This is a genomic window from Exiguobacterium sp. USCH10, assembly GCF_037619445.1.
In the GTDB taxonomy this organism is placed as follows: Bacteria; Bacillota; Bacilli; order Exiguobacteriales; family Exiguobacteriaceae; genus Exiguobacterium; species Exiguobacterium aestuarii_A.
In genome coordinates, this window is sequence record NZ_JAQPZO010000016.1 from 1 (window position 1) to 18,440 (window position 18,440).

The following is an 18,440-nucleotide window of genomic DNA, read 5'->3' on the forward strand; positions in this document are numbered from 1 at the left end:
GCTCTTAAATTGACGAAGCTTGCGCTTCATTCAAAAATTGTAAAACTTATTTTTGCCTCATCGTTCAGTTTTCAAAGTTCGTCTGTCGCTCTTTGCGACTCTTAAAATAATACAAGTCATCGACACAGTTGTCAACCACTTTTTTTATTTCTTTCCGCTGCCATCAGCGGCAACGTTTATTACTTTACCGCACACCTTTAATTAACGCAAGGGTTTTTTATAAAGTTTTTTCAAAAAAGTTTTTCCGTTAGAGTTTACCCTTTATTCAACGGCTTGTTCCCAACGTTCATCCGGAAAAATAAAAAAAGAGAAGCTGGATTGCACCTACGTACAAACCGGCTCCTCTACTATTATTTACTGTTGATGACGCATTGTAGGGAAAAGAAGAACGTCGCGGATTGATGGTGCGTTCGTCAATAACATGACAAGACGGTCAATCCCGATTCCAAGTCCACCTGTTGGTGGCATACCGTACTCAAGCGCCTCAAGGAAATCGTTATCGAGTTCATGCGCCTCGTCGTTACCTGCTTCTTTTTCAAGCAATTGTGCTTCGAAACGCTCACGTTGATCGATTGGATCGTTCAACTCCGTGAAGGCATTCGCGTGTTCACGACGAACGATGAACAATTCAAAACGATCTGTGAAGCGTGGATCCGTTTCGTTTTTCTTCGCTAACGGCGACACTTCAACTGGGTGTCCTGTCACGAATGTTGGTTGAAGCAATGTCTCTTCGACCTTTTGCTCAAAGAACTCGTTGACGATATGACCGAACGTCATATGGTCCTGAACTTCCACACCATGCTCTTTCGCAAGGGCACGTGCTTCTTCGTCGGACATTTGTTGCCAAAAGTCTACACCTGTCTCTTCTTTAACAAGGTCGACCATGTGTGCACGTTTCCAACCGATGCCAAGGTGAATTGTATCTTCACCATATTGTACATCTGTTGTACCGAGTACTTCTTTCGCTACGTGCGCAACCAATTCTTCCGTCAAATCCATGATGTCGTTGTAATCTGCATACGCCTCATACAATTCGATCATTGTGAATTCAGGGTTGTGGCGTGTCGAGATTCCTTCGTTACGGAACACACGTCCGATTTCATAAACGCGCTCGAGTCCGCCAACGATTAGACGTTTCAAGTGAAGTTCGATGGCAATACGCATATAAAGTTCCATATCCAACGCATTATGATGCGTTAAGAACGGACGCGCCGCTGCTCCACCCGCAATCGTGTGTAACATCGGTGTTTCCACTTCTAAATATCCTTTTTGATTTAAGAAGTTGCGAATCTCAGAAATGATGCGGCTACGCAAAATGAATGTCTGGCGTGAATCTTGGTTTGTGATCAAATCAAGATAACGTTGGCGATAGCGCTGTTCCACATCTTTCAATCCATGATATTTGTCCGGAAGCGGGCGAAGTGCTTTCGTCAAGAGCTCAAACTCTTCCACATGAATCGAGAGTTCACCTACATTTGTTTTAAAGAGCTTTCCTTTGACACCAACGATATCACCGAGGTCTGATGATTTGAACAAGTCAAACGGCTCATCCCCGACATCGTTTTTACGAACGTAAATTTGAATCTGGCCTGTCACATCTTGAATGTGGGCAAAAAATACTTTCCCTTTCCCGCGTTTCGTCATGATGCGACCCGCTAACGTGACTTCTACGTCCTGCTCTGCTAAAGCCTCTTTTTCAACTGATTCATACTGCTCATGTAATTCACCTGCGTGCGCAGAACGATCAAAGCGTTGACCGAACGGGTCGAGACCGCGCTCGCGCATATCGGTCATCTTCTCAAAACGAACCTGCATTTGATCATTCATTTCTAACTCGTGGCTCACTATTCCATTCACTCCTCTATCCATATTGGGTTTATCCCTAACAAAAAACTGTCGACCCGATGGCCAACAGCACAGCCGAAGCCGTTCATTCGTTGTGGTGCACTTTTTCGCCAAACAAGCTTACCATAAATTAGTTCTTTTCTCTAGTTCACACTTCTGACAGTTGTCGTTCGAGTTGATCAACAAATCCATACAGGACCGCTGCGAAAGCCTCACGCGATTCCGTTTCATTGATTTGTTTGCGAATTGGACCACTGCCTTTCAACCCTTTCAAATACCAAGCCGCATGTTGACGCATTTCACGAACGGCCGTCAGCTCACCTTTAATGGCGCTCAATCGGTCGAGGTGCAACATGCAAATATCAATTTTTTCACGAGCTGCTGGTTCCGGTGGAAGTTCTCCCGTTTCGAGGTACTGAACCGTCTGATAGAGCATCCACGGGTTCCCAAGTGCAGCACGCCCAATCATGACGGCATCCACACCGTATTGATCAATGACACGCTTCGCGTCTTGTGGTGTGGCAATGTCCCCGTTCCCGATAATCGGCACGGTTGCGACTTTCTTCGCTTCACCGATCCAATCCCAGTTCGCAGTTCCTTCATATTGTTGGGCTCGCGTACGTCCATGAATGGCAATGGCTGCCGCCCCACCTGCCTGAGCCGCTTTGACGTTGTCCAAAATAAAGATGTGATCATCGTCCCAACCAAGGCGCATTTTCACCGTGACCGGTTTTTCGACCACATTCGTGACGGCATTGACCATCTCATACACTTTATCCGGATCAAGTAACCACTTTGCACCTGCGTCACATTTCGTTACTTTCGGCACAGGACAACCCATGTTGATATCAATGATGTCGGCATTCGTATTTTGATCGACGTACTGCGCCGCTTTGACGAGTGTATCTTTAGAACCACCAAAAATTTGCAAGCTGAGCGGTTTTTCTCGTTCATCGACATATAGCATGCGCATCGTCCGCGCGTTCTCCAGCAAAATCCCTTTATCACTGACCATTTCAGCACAGACGAGTCCCGCCCCGAATTCTTTTGCAATCAGTCGGAATGCCGGGTTGGTCACGCCAGCCATCGGTGCAAGGACTGCACGGTTTTTAATATCTATATTTCCAATCTTAAAGCCTGTCAAGACAACACATCCTTCATTTCACCAAATTCGTTAGCAACTGTAACCGAACGACATCTTGGCGGTCTGCCATCGGTAAATCTGCTAGCCATGATGCGACCGTTCGTCCTCGGACGATGAGTTCTGGCGCAATCTCAGCTAACGGAGCGAGCACAAACGCACGTTCCTGCATCCGCGGATGTGGTACCGTCAAGTGTTCTGATTGTATATCTTCCCCATTATAATAGAGGATGTCAAGGTCGATGGTGCGCGGACCGTTCTTAAAGAGACGCTCTCGACCTAACTGCCGTTCAATTTGTTGAAGGGTGTTTAATAAGTCCGTTACAGATTGATGAGTCTCCACTTCGACCACCATATTATAAAATGATGGTTGATTGGTATAACCGACAGGGGCGGTCTCATAAACCGATGATTGCTTCGTGACCGTAACACCCATTTTTCCCATTTCATCAATCGCGTCAGACAATTGTGCGGCCCGCTCCCCGATATTTGCTCCTAATGCGATATAAATCATGTCGTGCGTCTCCTTGTCATCTCAATCGCCACCGAGTCGTAATGTCCTGGGATTGGTGGGTCCGGCTTGATTACTTTTACTGTCACACTTTGAATCAAATCATGATGTGCCAAAATGGCCGTCGTGATTCGTTCTCCGAGTGTTTCGAGTAAATTGACCGGTTCCCCTGTTACAATGTCTTCTGTGACTTGATATAACCCCGCGTAGCTGACTCCATCCTGTAAATCATCTGACTTCCCAGCAGGTGCAAGGTCCAATTCACACATTAAATCCACGTGAAACCGTTGACCGAGACGGTTCTCCTCTTCAAACACACCATGGTATCCATAAAAGCGCATACCGTTCACAAAAATCTTATCCATGTCCGTTCCCCCTCATCATCGCATCCATCATCTTCGCTGCACGCATATTCTCTTTCACGTCATGGACGCGTACCCAATCGCACCCTTTCATGATGCCTAAACAGGTCGTCGCAATCGTCCCTTCCACGCGTTCTTCGGTTGGTAAATCGAGCGTTTGGCCGATAAACGATTTACGGGACGTACCCAGTAACACCGGATAGCCAAGACGCGTGATCACATCGAGGTGATTCATGAGCTCTAAATTTTGCGCCACGTCTTTTGCGAACCCGATTCCTGGGTCTAGCCAAATATGCTCATCTTTCACACCCGCTGCATGAGCAATCTCAATCGACTCCTGCAAATCACTCACCACATCTTCAATAAAATGATGGTAGTCTCGATTTTCTCGGTTATGCATCAAAATGATGGGGACGCCATATTCAAAGGCGACACGCGCCATCGACCGATCTCCCCACTTCGAGCCCCAGACGTCATTGATGATTGTCGCACCCGCTTCTAATGCCGCCCTCGCAACAGCAGGCTTATACGTATCAATCGAGATCGGAACATCTATTTCTTGTACCAATCGTTCGATGATCGGGACGACACGTTCAATTTCTTCTTCTGCAGAAACAAGCGCCGCACCGGGTCGCGTCGATTCACCACCGACATCAATCGCATCCGCACCTTCTCGTACGAGTTGCTTTGCGTGACGTACGGCTTCTTCGACCGCTGTATATCGTCCTCCGTCTGAAAACGAGTCCGGGGTCACGTTTAAAATACCCATGATTTTCGTCATGTTTCAGCCTCCTATCCAAGTGAACGAACGAGCTCCGCCCACACTTCGTTAAATCGTTCCCCGTCTTTACCGGGGTATTGCAGATTTCCATAATGCGTCACCGGAGCGACTTGCTGAATCGAGTTCGTCATCCAAATCTCTTTTGCTGCGGTTAATCCATCAAATGTCACCGATTGCTCCACCACGGGAAAGCAATCGATCACCCATTGTCGCGTCACGCCCGCGAGTGCTCCGCTCGAAAGGGGTGTCGTATACAACACATCATCAGATCCGACCCAAAAGATGTTCGACACGAGCCCTTCCACCACGTAGCCTTGTTCGTCCGCAAACAATCCTTCAGCATCCTGGTCTTGCAAGGTGCGTTTTCCGAGGATATTGTTCATGTAATGATGCGACTTCAATCGAAAAGCCGCTTCAGGACGACTTCTTGGGAAAGGGATCGGTTCGACTCGCTTCTCTTGTGGCACAACTTCTGAGGAGAGCGGTTTGGCAATCAACGTGACGTTCGGTTTTTCATATCGTCCGGCATACAGACCGAGCGGCGCGACTCCTGCCGATACGTTCAATCGGATATACAAGTCAGGAGCTTCATTTTGACGACACAATTGCTGAATCGCCGTCTCGATTTCTTCCTTCGTGTACGGAAAATCAATCCACAGCTCATCTACACTCTTCATCAATCGTTCCCAATGCGCATCGAACAAGAACGGAATGAAATCATATGTTCGAAACGTCTCGAATAAACCCATCCCATATAAGAATCCATGGTCCTCGACGGGAATCCATGCATCCTCTCGCTCAACAAGGTTCCCGTTATGCCAATACCACATGGCGGTACTCCTCGATAAAGTTTCGAATCATCTCTTTTCCATGTTCGGTCAAAATCGCTTCAGGATGATACTGAACGCCTTCAATCGGGAGCGTCCGATGCCGGAGTGCCATGATTTCTTTCGTTTCTGTTTCTGCTGTGACCATCAAACATTCCGGTAAGGTAGAACGCTCCACAGATAACGAGTGATAACGGGTCACGACCGTCTGCTGAGGAATATCCTTGAAAATCGACTTCCCGTCATGTTGAATCTTCGACGTTTTCCCATGCATCAGCCGCTCCGCATGAACGACGTCTCCTCCGAACGCTTGCGCAATCGCTTGATGACCGAGACAAACACCTAAAATTGGAATACGCCCTGCGAACGCTTGAATCGCCTCGACGCTAATCCCGGCTTCGTTCGGTGTACAAGGTCCAGGGGAAATGACCAGGTAGCTCGGAGCAAGTTTCTCAATGTCTTGAATCGTCACTTCATCGTTTCGATAAACGACCAGTTCTTCACCGAGTTCTCCAAAATACTGCACTAAGTTGTATGTGAATGAGTCATAGTTGTCGATTAGTACAATCATGTCGTCTCCTCCGTCATTTGCTTCGCCGCCCATAGCGCCTTCGCTTTGGACAGAGATTCTTCATATTCTGAGACCGGATCCGAATCGATGACGATGCCCGCTCCCGCTTGAACGTATGCAATCCCATCTTTCACGACCATCGTTCGAATGGTGATGTTGAAGACGAGATCATCGTCCCAACTTAACCATCCATATGACCCGGTGTATAATCCCCGGCGAACTGGTTCAAGTTCTTCGATAATTTCCATCGTCCGAATTTTCGGTGCACCGGTAATCGTACCACCAGGGAACATCGCTGCTAGCGCCTCCGCTCCTGATACTTCATCACGAATCGTACCCCGTACGTTCGAGACGATATGCTGAACATGTGAATACTTTTCAATTACCATCAATTCGTCCACATGAACACTACCGTATGCCGCGACTTTCCCGAGGTCGTTCCGTTCCAAGTCGACGAGCATGACGTGTTCCGCTCGCTCCTTCTCATTTTCAAGTAGCGTGTTCGCCAATTCCAAGTCCTCAGCATCGTCTTTTCCACGTGGACGCGTACCCGCGATCGGTCGCGTTGAAATGTCAGACCCGTGTTTTTCAAGCAATAGTTCCGGTGAAGCGGAGACCATTGTCAGTGCGTCATCCACAAAGTATCCCATGTACGGAGATGGATTCATTTGACGAAGCGTATCGTAAACACGACGTGGGTCAGCGCGTAACGGTTCGGATTGACGAACGCTCAAATTCACTTGGAACACGTCGCCTTCCACGATATAAGACTGAATTCGTTTGACCGCCTCCACAAATTCGTCCTGAGACATGGAGCGCGAACGCTCGACAGGTAATTGTTCAGTCGGCTTGAATGCGTAGTGTGATTCGACGTTCCACATGGCTGCCAAGCGATCCGCTTTACGTTCGGCATTGCCCTCTGCTGTGACCATCAAATAGAGAGTCGAATTCTCTTCGTCGAACACAGCCACTTCATCAAACAACAGAAACGAGACATCCGGCGTCGCTAAATCATCTTCTGCCTGGCTCGGGAGTCGCTCAATCGTTCGAGAAACGTCATAGCTGACATAACCAATCATGCCACCGAAGAAGGGAGGTGCCCCTTCCGGACGCTCAGCTTCAAATCGTTTCCGCACTTCACTAACCATCTCGAGCGGTTTCCCATACATCGTTTCAGTCGTTTCCCCTATTTGTAAGAGACCGACACCGTCTTTTACATGGAAGCGACCGAACGGTTCGATTCCCGCAATCGTATACCGTCCCGCCCTTCCACTTTCTAGCCATGCGTGGTACGGCTGGTCTGCTGTCAACGTCATGTATGCCTCATACATCTTTTCTTTCGTCATCCGCTTCGTTCTGAACGCTGTCGATCTCACTTGTCATTCCTCCGTCTATTCATTCATGCCTTTTATTGTACACAAGAAAAGGCAGCAACCGAAAGAGAATGTCTCTCGATTACTGCCTGAAATGTTATACGCGACTCTCGTTTGATTCTTCATCAAATTGATAAAGCGGTGTGCTCAAGTAACGTTCTCCGTTTGACGGGATAATCGCCAATACGTTTTTCCCTTTACCGAGGCGCTTCGCCGTATCAAGTGCCGCTGCAATGGCAGCCCCTGAAGAAATCCCACCGAGGACACCGTTCGTGCGTGCCGCTTGGCGCGCGTATTCAAACGCCTGGTCTGTCGTGATTTGAAGGACACCCTCATAAATCTCAGTATCCAGAATGGATGGGACAAAGCCGGCACCAATTCCTTGAATCTTATGAGGTCCTGGCTTCCCACCAGACAAGACTGGGGAATCAACCGGTTCAACCGCCAAAATTTTCACGTCTGGATATTTCGCTTTCACGACTTTTCCTGCACCGGTGATCGTACCACCTGTACCGACTCCCGCGATGAGAGCATCCACCGAAAGTCCTGACTCTTCGAACGCCTCGACAATTTCAGGTCCCGTCGTCATTTCATGCACGTTCGGGTTCGCTGCGTTGTTGAATTGTTGCGGAAGGAAGTAGCCATGTTGCTCAGCTTCTTCAGTAGCACGACGAATCGCTCCACCCATTCCTTCTGGTCCTGGCGTCAAGATGAGCTCGGCCCCGTATCCACGAAGAAGGTTACGACGCTCCATGCTCATCGTCTCAGGCATGACGAGAATGGCTTTATATCCTTTTGCCGCACTGACCATCGCCAAACCGATTCCCGTGTTCCCGCTCGTTGGCTCGATGATTGTATCGCCAGGCTTCAAGATTCCGTCTTTTTCTGCCGCTTCGATCATGGCGAGAGCAATCCGGTCTTTAACACTTGACCCTGGGTTCATATATTCAAGCTTCAGATACACATCGGCATCTTCTGGTCCAGTCATGCCGTTCAATTTCACAATCGGAGTCTTTCCAATCAAGTCTGTCACTGAGTTTACGATTCGCATTACATTTCCTCCTTCATAATTCCGACTATTCCGATATTGTTATCATACCCTATCGAATTGAAAATATGCAATTTGGAACGTTGCTTACGATTGTGCCTGCTCTTTCATTGTTTCCAACTGTTCAGCCGAGAAATGATATTTTTCACCACAGAAATGGCAAACCGCTTCGGCTCCGCCGTCTTCCTCGATCATTTGGCGAATCTCTTCTTTTCCAAGACCGATAATGGCGCTTTCCATTCGTTCACGACTGCATGTGCAATTGAACTGAATTGGGTTCGTATCGAGGACATCAAGGCTATCGCCGAGGAGTAATTGAAGCATTTCTTCCGGTGTTTTTTCTTCACCGATTAAAACAGATACTGGCGGGAACGTCTGAAGTGCTTTTTCGAGCGCCTGTACGGTCTCTTCGGAGGCGTTCGGCAGCAACTGAACGATGACACCACCTGCAGCAAGAATCGATTCATCTTCTGGTAAGACGAGAACACCTGCTCCGACGACTGATGGTACTTGTTCAGATGTTGCGAAGTAGTATGTGAAGTCTTCACTGATTTCACCTGTTTGAATCTCTGAAGAACCACCGACATAATCTTTCAAGCCTAAGTCTTTAATGACAGAGACCGTTCCTTTTCCGACCGCTTCGCCGACTTTCAACTTCGTCAATCCCTGCTCGTTGACGAACGTCCCGCCATCGACACGAGGGTAAGATACGTATCCACGGACATCTCCTGCCGTATCTGCGTCTACGATGATTTTCCCGATTGGACCATCACCTTCCACTTTAAGTGTGACGCGTGCCGCACCTTTTTGCATGGCTCCGATCATCGAACCGATTGTCATCGTCCGTCCGAGGGCGGCTGAGGCAACCGGTGTCGTTTGATGACGAAGTTGTGTTTCGTACACTGTCTTTGTTGTACGTGCTGCAAAGGCACGCACCTCTCCATTAAAGCCGAGGGCCCGAACGAGATAGTCGTCTTTCATTTGATCGAGTAATACTTGTTGTTCTGAATGAATCATATGAGTTAACTCCTTTAGTTTACTTTTGATTGCGCTCGTAAATGAGGCGGAGGCCTTCGAGTGTCAGGAACGAATCTACATGGTCAATCGTTTCTGCATGTTCACTGATCAATCGTGCCAATCCTCCAGTCGCAATGACGGTCGCTTCACCAACTTCACGCTTCATCCGATTCACGATGCCATCCACTTGGGCGACATAGCCATAATACGTCCCCGATTGCATCGCTTGAATCGTATTTTTCCCGATAACCGTTGGTGGGGTTGCCAATTCAATCCGTGGTAATTTCGCAGCACGTTGATAAAGTGCTTCCACTGAAATCATGATACCTGGTGAGATAATGCCGCCATGGTAGCGACGTTTCTCATCGATGTAACAATACGTGGTTGCCGTTCCAAAATCAACAATTATGAGCGGACCGTCATACTTGGCGATTCCTGCCACCGCGTTGACAATTCGGTCGGCCCCGACTTCGCGGGGATTCTCGACGTGAATGTCTAATCCTGTCTTCACACCTGGGCCCACAACGATTGGACGTACATTGAAGTATCGTTGTGACATTTGTTCAAGTGGGAAAATAACAGGAGGTACGACAGAGGACAAAATGACACCATCGACTTGATCGAACGAGACGTTCGAATGGTCAAAGAGCGATTTCACTAGCATGCCATACTCATCCGTCGTTTTCGTCCGGTCCGTTGAAATTCGCCAATGGTGTACGAGATTATCTCCATCGTACATCCCTAGAACAATATTTGTATTTCCAACATCAATCACTAAAATCATGATATAGTTCCTCACTTTGTTGTCAATTGCAGTTCGCTCGAATTATAACACGAAAAAAGACGAATGCCTCGTCAAGGGCATTCGTCTCATTCATTAACGTGATTCGTTATTCGGACGTTCCGTTGGAGTCGCCTCTGGCTTATCGCCTTCAGGTACGACATCCGGTTGGCTGTCTTGAACAACTTCAGGTTGATCGACGATTTGTCCGTGTTGCACGGCCGCATCATCTTTCTTCGCTGCGTCGTCCGAGTCCGTTGATGCATCCACGTCTTCTTCCGGCTCATGCGGGAGATATTCACGTGTCTTGATCAAGTGACGAATCTGTTTCGAGTCGAGCGTTTCTACATCAAGCAATGTCTTCGCAACGAGTTCGAGGTCTTCGCGACGTTCTGTCAAAATCTGTTTCGCTTTCGCGTAACAGCGGTTGATGATGTCACGAATCTCTAAATCGATCTCTTGAGCAATCGCATCCGAGTAGTTCTGCTCTGTCTGGAAGTCACGGCCAAGGAAGACTTGTCCGCCATGGTTTGAACCGAGCTGGAGCGGTCCGAGCTTATCACTCATCCCGTAATCCATGACCATCTTACGCGCAATTCCTGTCGCACGTTGGAAGTCGTTGCTCGCTCCTGTTGACACTTCACCAAAGATGACATCTTCGGCGACGCGTCCACCAAGAAGTCCGACAATCTTATCTTCGAGTTCAGGTTTTGTCATGAAGTAACGATCTTCTTTTGGAAGCATGACGACGTATCCTCCAGCGTTACCGCGTGGGACAATCGTCACTTTGTGTACTTCATCCGCATTCTCAAGCTCAAGACCGATGATTGTGTGACCCGCTTCGTGATAAGCGACAATGTTACGTTCTTTTTCAGAAATGATTCGGCTCTTCTTCGAAGGTCCTGCAATGACACGGTCAATTGCTTCTTCGACATCGACAACCGATACTGCCGTACGGTTTGAACGTGCCGCAACGAGTGCTGCTTCGTTCAAGAGGTTTTCCAAGTCAGCCCCAGAGAAACCAGGTGTACGTTGTGCGATTGACTTCAAGTCTACAGTTGAGTCAAGTGGCTTGTTGCGTGCATGGACTTTCAACACTTCTTCGCGCCCTTTTACATCTGGACGATCGACCGTGATTTGACGGTCAAAACGACCTGGACGAAGGAGGGCTGGGTCAAGGATATCCGGACGGTTTGTCGCCGCAACCATGATAATCCCTTCATTGTCACTGAATCCATCCATTTCAACGAGCAATTGGTTCAATGTTTGTTCACGCTCATCGTGGCCACCGCCGAGACCGGCACCACGTTGGCGTCCGACCGCATCGATTTCATCGATGAAGATGATACATGGAGCATTCTTTTTCGCATTTTCGAACAAGTCACGGACACGTGACGCACCGACCCCGACGAACATCTCAACGAAGTCCGAACCTGAGATCGAGAAGAATGGTACTCCGGCTTCTCCGGCTACTGCACGGGCCAAAAGTGTTTTACCTGTCCCTGGAGGACCAACGAGTAAGACCCCTTTTGGAATACGCGCACCGAGTTTCGAGAACTTACGAGGGTCTTTCAAGAATTCAACAACTTCGATGAGTTCTTGTTTCTCTTCGTCTGCTCCGGCCACGTCTTTGAATGTGACGCGACGTTTTTCTTGGTCGTATAGTTTCGCCTTCGATTTCCCGAAGTTCATCACACGACCACCACCGCCACCACCTTGCGCCTGGTTCAACAAGAAGAAGAACAAGATGAAGATGATAATGAACGGTAAAATCGCGAAGACGATGCTGAACCAGCTACTGTTCGATTCAGCCTCCTCGATTTGAATATCCGTATTCGCTCGAAGCTGCGTTAATACATCCGCATATTCAGCTTCGTTCGCTGGAATGTTTGTTTCGTAACGCTGGTCGTCATCTCCTGTAAGGTCGCCTGTAATCGAGATAGCCCCCGGGATTTCTTGTACGGTTGCCGTCTCAATCCGATCATCTTCCACATATTCTAGGAATTTCGAATACGAGAGGGTTTCACTCTGACTATTCGGATTCTGCAAATATTGAAGGAACAAGATCAAGGCTAGGAAAATCACACCAAAAACCAATGTGTTTTTCACTGCACGATTCATTCTCTGCCTCCTATTCCGAGAAACGATGTTCTCGCCCATTCAGTATATGCCTATACTTTGGGGATTTCTTTTATCTTACCACGTCACATTTTCAAAAGAAAAACGTTAGCCCCCGTAAACGCTCGGTTTGAGCACACCGACGTAAGGAAGGTTACGATATTTCTCTTCATAATCGAGACCGTAACCGACAACGAACTCGTGTGGAATCACGAAACCGCTATAGTCTGCTGATAAACCATTTTTACGTCCTGTCGGTTTGTCGAGAAGCGTGACGATCTTCACAGACTTCGCTTTACGGTATTTAAGAAGATCGACGAGATAGCCAAGCGTCAATCCACTATCAATAATATCTTCTACAATCAAGATGTCGCGTCCTTCTACAGATGTATTTAAATCTTTCTCGATTTTCACTTCACCTGTTGAAGAAGTACCTCCGTGATACGTCGACACGTCCATGAAATCCATTTCTAAATGGATATCCATTTCTTTGACGAGATCAGACATGAACGGCATCGCGCCTTTCAATACACACACGAGAAGCGGAAACTCTTCTTTATAGTCTTCGCTAAGTGTTCCAGCGAGTTCTTTCACCTTTTCTTGAATCTCTTCACGTGAGATTAAAATTTTCTCCATATCGTTCATTAATGACATCTTGAAATCCTCCTCTTTCTGTTTCGACACAATCATCATTTTACCATTAATCGTAGGCAAATCGCATCCGACTTGTCTAGAAATTCTGAAACTCGTACCCCGACAATCGCGAGAATTCGTCCTGAGGCGTCCTCAAGCAGGGGTAGCGTCGGGCGAACCGTCCGCTCAATCTTTTCATCGATCAGGATACGGGACACTTTCTTTGTCCCCACGGTCAATCGCATTCGGTCACCTGGTGCACTTGTCCGAATCGTAAGCGGATAAGTGATCTCATGTAACGGAATGCCCTCTCTCCCCTCCTCGACAGATAAAGAGATAGTTCGGTCTCCGAATTCAACAACGGTCGGCAACGAATCAATTTGAATGGGGTGAAGTGAATCTGGCGTAGAGCGCTGTACAAGATTCAGTACCCTATTCTGCTTCGTCATGAACCACTCGCCTGTCAGATGATAGGTTCCTGTATCCTTTTGACTCTGGAGTAGCTTATCCATCGCCTCGTTCACATTCACCTCGTAACGAGAGGACAGCAATCGACCGACTGTATACCGTTCAAGGAATGATAAGCGCTCGAAATCCTTGAGTTTCACATGAAACGCTTTCATTTCAAGTTCGACATATGCCTCCACCCATTGTTCGCACGATTGATACCTGCTATCCCAATCAGCACGGGCCTCCTTTGCCACTCCGCTGACTTCTCTCACAATCGATGGCCGCATCTGTTTCAGTCGCGGCACAATCTCATGGCGAATTTGATTCCTTAAGTAAGTACGTTCTTGGTTCGTTGCGTCTTCGCGCCACTCTAATTCATTCTGTCGTGCATACTCGATCAGTTGAGCTTTCGACTCATGTAACAACGGACGGATGAGCCTCCCGTTACCAAATTGCCGGCTTTCGGGAATCCCTTTCACTTCGATCACGTTTCGATGTAGTTGAATGAGCACTGTTTCTAGCTCGTCATCCGCATGATGCGCCGTGGCCAATGTGTCGTATCCATATTCGTTCATGACGTCTTCAAAAAATTGATAGCGGGCTTCCCGGTATCGGGCTTGTGATCCTCCATCTTGAAAGCAGAGATGCGTTCCATGAAACGGAATATGGTAGGTTGCTGCGACGCGGGCGACGAACCTATACTCTTCGTCTGAAGCTTCTCGTACGCCATGATGGACATGCGCCACCGCAACATTCCATCCCTTTTTGACGAGACGATCCAATAAGACAATGGAATCCACCCCACCAGACACTGCGACGAGCACTTTTTTCATGAATTCCCTCCTTGATATAACAAAAGAAGCCATCTCGATTGAGATGGCTTCTTTTCGCTTAGGCTAAGTGACCCGTACGGGATTCGAACCCGTGTTACCGCCGTGAAAGGGCGGTGTCTTAACCGCTTGACCAACGGGCCTAAATAAAATGGTAGCGGCGGAGGGAGTCGAACCCACGACCTCACGGGTATGAACCGTACGCTCTAGCCAGCTGAGCTACACCGCCATGTTATTGTTGTGTCCTAAGCACATTTTCTATAATAACCAGTCACCATTCGAGTGTCAATTCTTTTTTGAATTTTTTTTAATAAAAAAATCGTGCATAGTGTCATCTTCATCACTATACACGATTTCATTACGTTTTTACATCATGCTTCTGATACAACTTGACGATATTTTTTCTTCCATGCGATTCGGAAGTATGCCCACAGTAACGCGAAACATCCAGCAGCCACAAATACTAAATACGTTGTCGCCGTCTGCAAATACTGTGCACCGTCAGCTGACAAGATTTCTTTATATCCGGCAACCGTATACGTCATTGGAAGGAGCGCATTGAACGGTTGCAGCGCTCGTGGAATCAACTCGAGCGGGAACGTTCCAGCAGAAGTCGTCAATTGCAAGATTAACAAGACGATTGCTACAAAACGTCCTGGGTTCCCGAGTGTGGTTACGAGTAACTGCACAATAAAGAGGAATGTGATGCTCGTCAACCAACTGAATCCGAAGAACTTCAGTGGTTCGCTCACTTCAAGTCCTAATAGTTGCACCATCGCCACGTCTAAAATGAGCGCTTGAAGGAACCCGACGACCATGAGAACACCAGACTTCGACAATACCCATGATAGACTACGTTTCGGACGTCCAGCCGGATCATACAATGGATAGACGATCGATAAGAGAAGCGCCCCGACAAAGAGTCCGAGTGACATGAAGTATGGAGCAAACCCTGTACCATAGTTCGGTACCTCGTGAATCGAGTTGTCGACGAGCGACACTGGTCCTGCCATCATCTCGACATTTTCATCGTTCAATCCGATGTCTGCATCTTTCGCACCTTTTACTAGAGCGTCACGAAGTTCATCGCTACCTGATGCGAGATCTGTCATTCCATCTGCGAGTTCTCCGCTACCATCTGAAAGTTCTTGTCCGCCTTCCGCGAGCTGATTCGCGCCGTCCGTCAACTTGCTTGTTCCTGCCCCGGCAGTCTTCGCGCCATCGGCAAGTTCACGACTACCTTCTTGAAGTTTTTGCCCACCGTCCGCTAATTGAGTAGCACCATTCGCCAACTCACTCGTTCCCGAACTTGCGCTTTTCGCACCATCGGCAAGCTTCACACTACCTTCAGACAACTGTCCAGTCGCGGCTACGAGTTTGTCACTGCCTGCCGTAAGTTCAGTTGTCCCGTCTTGAAGTTGTGTTGCACCTTGATTGAGTTTTGAACTCGCTGACACGAGTTCTTGTGAGCGGCTAGCTGCGGTTTGTGTCCCTTGCTCGATTTGACTAGAACCACTTGCTAACGCCTGAGCACCTTCCGCTAACTTCGTTTGACCCGTGTTCAATTCAGAAAGTCCTGACGAAAGTTGTCCTGCACCTGTTTCTGCTTGCGCAAGACCTGCCGCCAATGAGGTCTGTCCCTCTTTCACTTGCGTCGCCCCTGCGGCTAATTGATCAAACCCAGCCGCTGTCGCTTGTTTTCCTTCACTGAGTTGTGCTGCGATGGCTTGAAGCATTTCAGGTGACGCAGATTGACCGGATTCAGCAAGTGCCGTTAATTGTCCAATCAACTCATCCTGTTTCGCCGTCAATTCAGATTTCATTTGTCCAATTCCATTGACCACTTCAGTTTGACCCGCGATGAGAGCAGTGTTTCCTTCTTTCGCTTTCGTCAATGCACCTGCTAGTTGGTTTGCGCCGTCATTCAATGCAGACGCCCCTTCTTTTGAGCGCTCGATGCCAGCAGCAAGGTCTTGAACGCCTTGATTCAACGTTTTCGCACCCGTGTGAAGCTCATCCAATTTAGAGGCGAATGCCCCTGTTCCTTCGACGAGCTGGCTCGTTCCGTCTTGTAAGGCGGATGCGCCATCATTCACGCGGTGTACCCCGTCTGACAAAGCAGTTGACCCGTCGTACACTTGCTGACTCCCATCCGCTAGTGCCGATGAACCTTCTGCTAACTGAGTCACACCATCGTTTAACTGGCTTGCACCATTCGCGAGCTCACGTTGTTTCGTGGCGAGTAGTGTCGTCCCGTCCGCGAGTTCAGATGAACCATCGGACAACTGAGCGATTCCGTCATTTAACTCACTTGCACCATCTGCAAGTTCGCGTTGTTTCGTGGCGAGAAGTTCCGTTCCATCCGCCAATTTGACGGCACCATCCTTCGCTGACGTAGAACCGTCGGCAAGTTTTGTCGCACCATCCGCGGCTTCACCAAGCCCGTCCGCCATGTCATTCAGTCCATCTTTCAATGCACTGACGTACTGTTTCGATACCTCGGTCGAAAGCTCTGCTTTCACTTGCTCCATTGCAGAGCCACCGATTTGTGCGGCTAAGAAGTTATACGATTCATTCGCAATGTACTTCAACTCAAGTTGCTCTGGATGTTCATCTAGAGCAGTCGTCGCCTTCTCCGAAAAGTCTTCTGGAATCTCGATTGCCATGTAATAATCATGGTCTTTCAATCCAGATTCTGCTTCCTTCTTTGTCGTCTCGACAAACTCGAAGGCTTCCGAATCTAGTAACTTATCAATCAGATCGTTCCCGATTTCAAGTGACTCCCCTTCAAATGATGCCCCTTTGTCTTCGTTGACGATGGCGACCGGTAAATCTTTCATCTGTCCATATGGATCCCAGAAAGCCCACAAAAACATACCGGCATACATTAACGGTACGAGCGCGACTGCGAGAATCGGAACCAACACACGTGGGTTCTTAAAGATACTCCGCCACTCCGCCGTCCATAGTTTCCATCCATTCATTTTTTCTCTCCACCTTCACTTATAAAACATAACTATTTTTTCATGTTCCCTATTTTGCTCTCTTACTCGAAAAAAATCAACTATATTTAGTTATTTTTTATAAATTTTTTAAAACAAAAAAAGTCGTGAACAAAAATGTTCACGACTTGTCTTGTTACAAGACCTATATGGTTACGAGTAGAAGCTAATTGGTATCGAAGGATTACCCGCGTTTGGCTCCACGTCCACCGCGTTTCGAATCTGTTTGACGTTTCAACGTCGAAAGACGCTCGTCGCTGTCTTTCAAGAATTTGCTCATCAACGTATCGAATGTTTCTGGTTCACGGCGTTGTTCACCACGACGACCGCCGCCACGTGGGCCGCCACCGCGTGGACCGCCGCCACCGCGCGGACCACCTTGACCTGGGCCACCTGGGCGTGGGCCACGAGAGAAACGCTCACCGGCTGGACGCTCTGGACGTTCAGGGCGTTCACTTACAGGACGATCGACTGCTTTCTTGATGGATAACCCGATTTTCCCATCATTTTCGACGTTCAACACTTTTACCGTGACTTCTTGACCGACTGTCAACACTTCGTTAATGTCTTTGACGTAAGAGTCCGCCACTTCACTGATGTGTACTAATCCTGTCTTGCCGTTTGGGAGCTCGACGAACGCTCCGAAATGCGTAATCCCTGTAACCTTACCTTGTACCTTGCTTCCTACTTCAATTGACATAAAATAATGTACTCCTTTTTTGATTGATTCTTTTCAATTATACGAGTCGTTTCCTCAACGGTCAACGAACCGACTTATTCCTCTGGGGAGAAGTAGAAAATAATCTCTCCATCTTTGGAGAAGAGGAGCTCGTTTCGCGCTAAGTTCGCGATATAATCCTCATCCTGCAAACGCTCCACTTGTTCCTTCAACTCATCTTGCTCGGCTTTCTGTTCTTGCAACTCCACTTTCGCTTGTGCGTAAGCTTGTTGTTGGTCCGATACATAGCCTACCTTTGAAAAGTAACTCTGTCCAATCAATACCATGACGAATAAAAATAGGAGTGAGGCTGCCGCCAAACGACGTCGAAGATGAACTCTTCGGCGATGTGTGTCTTTTTCCAGCTGTTCTCTACGCTCATCTAGCGCTCGAATGCGCCGTTGTCGATCCATCGGATTACGTCCGTTCATC

17 protein-coding genes and 2 tRNA genes are annotated in these 18,440 nt (G+C 48.0%); all 19 read right to left on the reverse strand.

The genetic code is table 11. From position 1 onward, the window contains the following. Window positions 1-354: 354 nt before the first annotated feature. The 19 genes from lysS to PQI28_RS15205 all read right to left on the reverse strand — a co-directional run bounded on the left by lysS (window position 355) and on the right by PQI28_RS15205 (window position 18,439). A complete protein-coding gene (gene lysS, locus PQI28_RS15115) occupies window positions 355-1,845 on the reverse strand; it encodes a lysine--tRNA ligase (protein ID WP_214786226.1) in 1,491 nt (496 codons plus the stop codon). A gap of 148 nt (window positions 1,846-1,993) precedes the next feature. Continuing rightward, a complete protein-coding gene (gene dusB / locus PQI28_RS15120) occupies window positions 1,994-2,932 on the reverse strand; it encodes a tRNA dihydrouridine synthase DusB (protein WP_445236763.1) in 939 nt (312 codons plus the stop codon). A gap of 70 nt (window positions 2,933-3,002) precedes the next feature. Next, on the reverse strand, window positions 3,003-3,500 hold the full coding sequence (gene folK, locus PQI28_RS15125) for a 2-amino-4-hydroxy-6-hydroxymethyldihydropteridine diphosphokinase (RefSeq protein ID WP_214786224.1): 498 nt from the start codon (window positions 3,498-3,500) through the stop codon (window positions 3,003-3,005). Further along, entirely contained in the window at window positions 3,497-3,862 is a 366-nt protein-coding gene (gene folB / locus PQI28_RS15130; protein WP_214786222.1) for a dihydroneopterin aldolase, read from the reverse strand. Before folB ends, folK begins: the two co-directional genes overlap by 4 nt. Continuing rightward, window positions 3,855-4,640, reverse strand: a complete 786-nt coding sequence (gene folP / locus PQI28_RS15135) for a dihydropteroate synthase (RefSeq protein ID WP_339963796.1) — start codon at window positions 4,638-4,640, stop codon at window positions 3,855-3,857. Before folP ends, folB begins: the two co-directional genes overlap by 8 nt. Before the next feature lie 11 nt (window positions 4,641-4,651). Then, window positions 4,652-5,470 (reverse strand): aminotransferase class IV, encoded by an 819-nt coding sequence (locus PQI28_RS15140; RefSeq protein WP_214786217.1) that lies wholly within the window; start codon window positions 5,468-5,470, stop codon window positions 4,652-4,654. Beyond that, window positions 5,454-6,038: an aminodeoxychorismate/anthranilate synthase component II gene (pabA, locus tag PQI28_RS15145; RefSeq protein WP_214697212.1), complete on the reverse strand. Its 585-nt coding sequence runs from the start codon at window positions 6,036-6,038 to the stop codon at window positions 5,454-5,456. Before pabA ends, PQI28_RS15140 begins: the two co-directional genes overlap by 17 nt. After that, complete coding sequence (locus PQI28_RS15150) at window positions 6,035-7,414, reverse strand: anthranilate synthase component I family protein (RefSeq protein WP_339963797.1); 1,380 nt, start codon at window positions 7,412-7,414, stop codon at window positions 6,035-6,037. The genes pabA and PQI28_RS15150 overlap by 4 nt, the downstream gene beginning before the upstream one ends. A gap of 94 nt (window positions 7,415-7,508) precedes the next feature. Continuing rightward, window positions 7,509-8,462: a cysteine synthase A gene (gene cysK, locus PQI28_RS15155; protein WP_214786215.1), complete on the reverse strand. Its 954-nt coding sequence runs from the start codon at window positions 8,460-8,462 to the stop codon at window positions 7,509-7,511. 84 nt (window positions 8,463-8,546) lie between these two features. Continuing rightward, window positions 8,547-9,476 (reverse strand): Hsp33 family molecular chaperone HslO, encoded by a 930-nt coding sequence (hslO, locus tag PQI28_RS15160; protein WP_274665391.1) that lies wholly within the window; start codon window positions 9,474-9,476, stop codon window positions 8,547-8,549. Between the two features lie 19 nt (window positions 9,477-9,495). Beyond that, window positions 9,496-10,260 (reverse strand): type III pantothenate kinase, encoded by a 765-nt coding sequence (locus PQI28_RS15165; RefSeq protein WP_214749858.1) that lies wholly within the window; start codon window positions 10,258-10,260, stop codon window positions 9,496-9,498. Window positions 10,261-10,353: 93 nt separating this feature from the next. Continuing rightward, window positions 10,354-12,378 carry an ATP-dependent zinc metalloprotease FtsH gene (gene ftsH, locus PQI28_RS15170; protein ID WP_074036633.1) on the reverse strand — a complete coding sequence of 675 codons (2,025 nt, stop codon included), beginning with the start codon at window positions 12,376-12,378 and terminating at the stop codon, window positions 10,354-10,356. Window positions 12,379-12,483: 105 nt separating this feature from the next. Beyond that, window positions 12,484-13,029: a hypoxanthine phosphoribosyltransferase gene (hpt, locus tag PQI28_RS15175; protein ID WP_012727721.1), complete on the reverse strand. Its 546-nt coding sequence runs from the start codon at window positions 13,027-13,029 to the stop codon at window positions 12,484-12,486. 35 nt (window positions 13,030-13,064) lie between these two features. Next, complete coding sequence (tilS, locus tag PQI28_RS15180; protein WP_339963798.1) at window positions 13,065-14,291, reverse strand: tRNA lysidine(34) synthetase TilS; 1,227 nt, start codon at window positions 14,289-14,291, stop codon at window positions 13,065-13,067. 68 nt (window positions 14,292-14,359) lie between these two features. After that, window positions 14,360-14,431 (reverse strand) — tRNA-Glu (locus PQI28_RS15185). Between the two features lie 9 nt (window positions 14,432-14,440). After that, window positions 14,441-14,517: transfer RNA gene (locus PQI28_RS15190), tRNA-Met, on the reverse strand. A 142-nt stretch (window positions 14,518-14,659) separates the two neighbouring features. Further along, on the reverse strand, window positions 14,660-17,272 hold the full coding sequence (locus tag PQI28_RS15195) for a YhgE/Pip domain-containing protein (RefSeq protein ID WP_339963799.1): 2,613 nt from the start codon (window positions 17,270-17,272) through the stop codon (window positions 14,660-14,662). 202 nt (window positions 17,273-17,474) lie between these two features. After that, window positions 17,475-17,990, reverse strand: coding sequence for a S1 domain-containing RNA-binding protein (locus PQI28_RS15200; RefSeq protein ID WP_339963800.1), 516 nt, complete (start codon window positions 17,988-17,990; stop codon window positions 17,475-17,477). A gap of 74 nt (window positions 17,991-18,064) precedes the next feature. Beyond that, window positions 18,065-18,439, reverse strand: coding sequence for an FtsB family cell division protein (locus PQI28_RS15205; protein WP_074036621.1), 375 nt, complete (start codon window positions 18,437-18,439; stop codon window positions 18,065-18,067). Window position 18,440 lies beyond the last annotated feature (1 nt).